General features: G+C 62.1%; 5 protein-coding genes and 2 pseudogenes. All 7 read right to left on the bottom strand.

Annotated elements, in window-relative coordinates; genetic code table 11:
• Nucleotides 1-681: pseudogene (locus Q0L94_RS17380) on the bottom strand (F0F1 ATP synthase subunit alpha); the annotation flags it as partial.
• Between the two features lie 67 nt (nucleotides 682-748).
• The gene (locus tag Q0L94_RS17375; RefSeq protein ID WP_296755845.1) at nucleotides 749-1,285 is read right to left on the bottom strand and encodes a F0F1 ATP synthase subunit delta; all 537 of its coding nucleotides are present in this window, start codon (nucleotides 1,283-1,285) and stop codon (nucleotides 749-751) included.
• Between the two features lie 3 nt (nucleotides 1,286-1,288).
• Nucleotides 1,289-1,759 (bottom strand): F0F1 ATP synthase subunit B, encoded by a 471-nt coding sequence (locus tag Q0L94_RS17370; protein ID WP_296755843.1) that lies wholly within the window; start codon nucleotides 1,757-1,759, stop codon nucleotides 1,289-1,291.
• A 67-nt stretch (nucleotides 1,760-1,826) separates the two neighbouring features.
• Nucleotides 1,827-2,066 (bottom strand): F0F1 ATP synthase subunit C, encoded by a 240-nt coding sequence (gene atpE, locus Q0L94_RS17365; protein ID WP_018079230.1) that lies wholly within the window; start codon nucleotides 2,064-2,066, stop codon nucleotides 1,827-1,829.
• A 65-nt stretch (nucleotides 2,067-2,131) separates the two neighbouring features.
• On the bottom strand, nucleotides 2,132-2,998 hold the full coding sequence (atpB, locus tag Q0L94_RS17360; RefSeq protein ID WP_296755839.1) for a F0F1 ATP synthase subunit A: 867 nt from the start codon (nucleotides 2,996-2,998) through the stop codon (nucleotides 2,132-2,134).
• An 89-nt stretch (nucleotides 2,999-3,087) separates the two neighbouring features.
• Nucleotides 3,088-3,480 carry a hypothetical protein gene (locus Q0L94_RS17355; protein ID WP_296755836.1) on the bottom strand — a complete coding sequence of 131 codons (393 nt, stop codon included), beginning with the start codon at nucleotides 3,478-3,480 and terminating at the stop codon, nucleotides 3,088-3,090.
• A gap of 121 nt (nucleotides 3,481-3,601) precedes the next feature.
• Nucleotides 3,602-4,043, bottom strand: a pseudogene (locus tag Q0L94_RS17350) (chromosome partitioning protein ParB); the annotation flags it as partial.

The raw sequence follows: 4,043 nt of genomic DNA, 5'->3' as shown, positions 1-4,043 counted from the left end.
GGTCGCGGCGACGACGATGGTGTGCTCCATGGCGCCGTGCGCCTCGAGCTTGCGCACCACGTTGGCGATGGACGACGCCTTCTGGCCGACGGCGACGTAGATGCACTTCACGCCGGTGCCCTTCTGGTTGATGATGGCGTCGATCGCGACCGCGGTCTTGCCGGTCTGGCGGTCGCCGATGATCAGTTCGCGCTGGCCGCGGCCGACCGGCACCATGGCGTCGATCGACTTCAAGCCGGTCTGCACCGGCTGATCGACCGATTTACGCTCGATCACGCCGGGCGCGATGCGCTCGATCGGCATGGTGGTGTCGGCGGCGATGGGGCCCTTGCCGTCGATCGGCTGGCCCAGCGAGTTCACCACGCGGCCGAGCAGCCCGCGGCCGACCGGCACTTCCAGAATGCGGCCGGTGCACTTGGCGACGTCGCCTTCGGTGATGTGTTCGTAGTCGCCCAGGATCACCGCGCCGACCGAGTCGCGTTCGAGGTTGAGCGCCACGCCGAAGGTGTTGCCCGGCATTTCGATCATTTCACCCGACATCACGTCGGACAGTCCATGAATGCGGACGATACCGTCGGTGACGGACACGATCGTGCCCTGGGTGCGCAGTTCGCTCGATGCACCGAGGTTTTCGATCTTGGCTTTAATCAGTTCGCTGATTTCGCTTGGATTCAATTGCATTTCTGTTCTCCGAACCGTCGGGTTCCGATAAATGTGAGGTACTTGTTAGTTCGCCTTGCCGCGCGGATCAGCCCTGCAACGCGAAAGACATGCGCTGCAGCCGCCCTTTCACCGAGCCGTCCATCACCTGGTCGCCAATCGCGATCACCGCGCCGCCGATCAGTTCTGCATCGACCGCCACCTGGACGTTCACCGCGCGGTTGAATTTGGCCCTGAGCCCGGCAACCAGATCGTCGATCTGCGCCTGGGTCAGCTCCTGAGCGCTGGTGATGGTGGCTTCGAGGGTGCCTTCGGCATTCGCCTTCAAGGTTTCGAACTGCCCGCTGATCTCGGGCAGTAGCGGCAGGCGGTCGTTTTCGGCCAGCACCTTGATGAAATTGGCACCGTGCTCGCCGAGGTCGGCTCCGGCCACCTCGATGATCAGCTCAGCCACGCGTTCGGACGCCACCGCGGGATCGGCAATCAGGCGCGCCACCTGGGCATCCGCCACGATGAGCGCCAGCGACTGCACGCGTGCCGACCAGCCTGCCAGGTTGTTTTCGCCCTGCGCCAGGCGGAATACCGCTTCGGCGTAAGGGCGTGCCAGGGTAGACAGTTCGCTCATGGTTTACAGCTCGGCTTTCAGCTGGCCCAAGAGGTCAGCGTGCGTTTGCGCGTTGACTTCGCGGCGCAGGATTTTCTCCGCGCCGGCCACGGCCAGCGCGGCGACCTGTTCGCGCAGGCTTTCGCGTGCGCGGTTGGCTTCCTGATCGATATTGGCCTGAGCAGCAGCGAGCTGGCGATCGCCTTCTTCCTTGGCGGCCATTTTCGCTTCTTCGACGATCTGCGCCGCACGCTTTTCAGCCAGGGCGATCACTTCGGCGGCCTGCGCCTTGGCGTCACGCAGATTGTCGCCGGCCTTCTTGGCAGCCAGCTCCAACTCGTGCTTGCCGCGATCGGCCGCGGCCAGGCCGTCGGCGATCTGCTTCTTGCGCGTTTCGAGCGCGTTCATGATCGGCGGCCACACGAACTTCATGCAGAACCACACGAAGAAGATGAACGTGATGGACTGGCCGATCAAAGTTGCGTTGAAATTCATATCCGCACCTTTTAATGACGGGAGTTAAAGACGGGGGTTGGCGACTGGTTTCGCAGCAACCCGCGAATTAACCGGCAACGGCAAACAGAACGTACATGGCCAGGCCGACGGCGATCATCGGCACGGCGTCGACCAGGCCCATCACGATGAAGAACTGGGTACGCAGCATCGGGATCAGTTCGGGCTGGCGGGCGGCGCCTTCGAGGAAGCGGCCACCGAGGATGCCGATACCGACGGCTGCACCGAGCGCGCCCAGACCCATCATCAGGGCACCAGCGATAAACAGCACGGCTTGAGTCATTTCCATTTGTTGCTCCTAAAAATAAAAATTAAAGTTGAAAACAGGGAACCAGATAATCGGTACTACGGAAATCAGTGATGCTCGGCGTGCGCCATGTCCAGATACACAATGGTCAGGGTCATGAAGATGAACGCCTGCAGGGTGATGATGAGGATGTGGAACACCGCCCACGCCCACTGCAGGGCTCCGCCGAACACAGCCAGAATCCAGCCGCCGCCGAACATCAGCGCGATCAGGATGAAGATCATTTCACCGGCGTACATGTTGCCGAACAGACGCAGCGCCAGCGAAATCGGTTTGGCGATGAGGCTGACGCCTTCAAGCAACAGGTTGATCGGCATGAACACCAGATATTTCAGAATCGGGTTTTTGGCCTGGAACGGCTGGAAAGCCAGTTCGGCGAAGAAGCCACCCGAGCCCTTCATCTTGACGCTGTAGTACAGCACCAGCGCAAACACCGACAGCGCAAGGCCAAAGGTGACGTTGGGGTCGGTCGACGGCACGATCTTGAAGTAGGGCACGCCGGCGAGCGACGCGGCATAGGGCAGCCAGTCAACCGGAATCAGGTCCATGGCGTTCATCAGGAAGATCCAGATGAAGATCGTCAGCGCGAGCGGGGCCACCAGTGCATTCCGATGGGAGAAGGAGCCGCGTACCGAGGTGTCGACGAACTCGACGATCCATTCGACGAAGTTTTGCAGTCCGCCCGGCACGCCGGCGGTGGCCTTTTTGGCCGCCATGCGGAAGAGGAACAGGAACAGGACGCCGAGACCGATCGAGAACAGCATGCTGTCGACGTTGATCGCCCAGAAGCCCATGGCCTTGGCCTCCTCGGCACCATGGGCTATACCCCAGGTGCCGTCGGCATGTTGTCCATAGGTCAGGTTCTGGAGGTGGTGCTTGATGTACTCGCCAGAGGAATGGTATTCCGAAGCCATAGTGATCAAATTCAAAAAGTGGGTTTTGAATGGGAACGCAGCACGCCCCCATTCAAAACCAACCTTGGCAAACCCGTCGGATGGACAGACTAGTTATTACGCTTGCGGCCAACCGCCACAGCCAGCCAGGCAAACTGCGCCAGCAGCAGGCCGAGCAGCAACGGCAGAGGCGCCAGCTTCAACGCCCCGAGCCCGCACGCCAGCAGCGCGACCAGCAGCAGCAATCGCTCGATCCCGGTGCGCAGGAACAGCTTGAACAAACGATGCTGATCCCACTCGGGGTGCCGCATCGACTGCCGCTCGCGCCACACCAGAACCAGGCTGACCGCCAGCGCCACCAGCACGCCATACAGCGCGGCCAGTCCCGCACCGCCCCCCGCCAGCGCGCTGCCGGCCAGCCCCGCCACGGGGGCGAGTCCGGCTTGCGCCAAGGCCACCCGCGGGGTGCCCGATATGCCGCTATGGCAGGTGCCGGTGAACATTAGCCGGCAATGATACTAGAATTAGTGCGGTCTATGCAATCATCAAGCTGCTTGATGATGAATTTCACTATGTAGTGATGTTGTGTGGGTGAAAACGGCCCGTCCGCCAGATTTCGCGGGTTTACAGCCGGATGCCCAGACGTTGCAGCAAGCCCTGCAACTCGTCCGCACTGGCGAAATGCAGCGTCAGCTTGCCGCGGCCCTTGCTGCTGGTTTGCACGTGGGCGGTCATGCCAAGTGCATCGGACAGCGCCTCTTCCAGCCGCAGGATGTCGCGCGACACAGCCTGCTTGGCTGGCGCAGCGGCGGCGTCCTTCAGCCGCGCCACCCGGCGCTCGACCTCGCGCACCGACAGGCCACGGGTTTCGATTTCATGCGCCAGTTCGCGTTGCGCGCCCGCCTGCAGGGGCAGCAATGCGCGCGCATGGCCCATTTCGATCAGTCCGGCGACGAGCATGTCCTGCACCGGGTGCGACAGATTCAACAGGCGCAACAGGTTGGACACCGCCGCACGCGATTTGCCGACCGCCTGCGCAACGGCATCGTGCGTCATGCCGAATTCG

The sequence above is a fragment of the Thiobacillus sp. genome (assembly GCF_024708915.1).
This window is presented reverse-complemented; position numbering and strand designations above follow the sequence as displayed.